The sequence below is a fragment of the Stenotrophomonas sp. SrG genome (genome assembly GCF_050031795.1).
Lineage (GTDB): Bacteria > Pseudomonadota > Gammaproteobacteria > Xanthomonadales > Xanthomonadaceae > Stenotrophomonas > Stenotrophomonas rhizophila_A.
The window spans coordinates 1-233 of sequence record NZ_JBNBBE010001506.1 but is presented as its reverse complement, the minus strand read 5'-3'; the positions used below and the strand labels follow the sequence as shown (position 1 = coordinate 233).

Annotated in this window: 1 pseudogene; it reads right to left on the bottom strand. The window is 73.0% G+C overall.

Annotation, left to right across the window (positions count from 1 at the left end):
* A pseudogene (locus ACQG3P_RS24400) lies at positions 1 to 233 on the bottom strand (class III poly(R)-hydroxyalkanoic acid synthase subunit PhaC); the annotation flags it as partial.

Below are 233 nucleotides of genomic sequence, written 5' to 3'. Positions count from 1 at the left end.
CCCCGGCACTGCGCGCTGGGCGCGGCCGGAGACGTAGATGCCGAGATGGCCGCCGCGGAAGCTGCTTTCGGGGTAGTCGGTGCTGCCGATCCGCGCGCCCATCGCGCGCGAGGCATCCGGCGGCACCCGGTGATCCTGCTCGGCGTAGATGTTCAGCACCGGCAGGGTGACCTGGCGCAGGTCGACAGGCTCCTCGCCGCTCGGCACCCCGTCACGCCTCAGGCCGTTGCTCG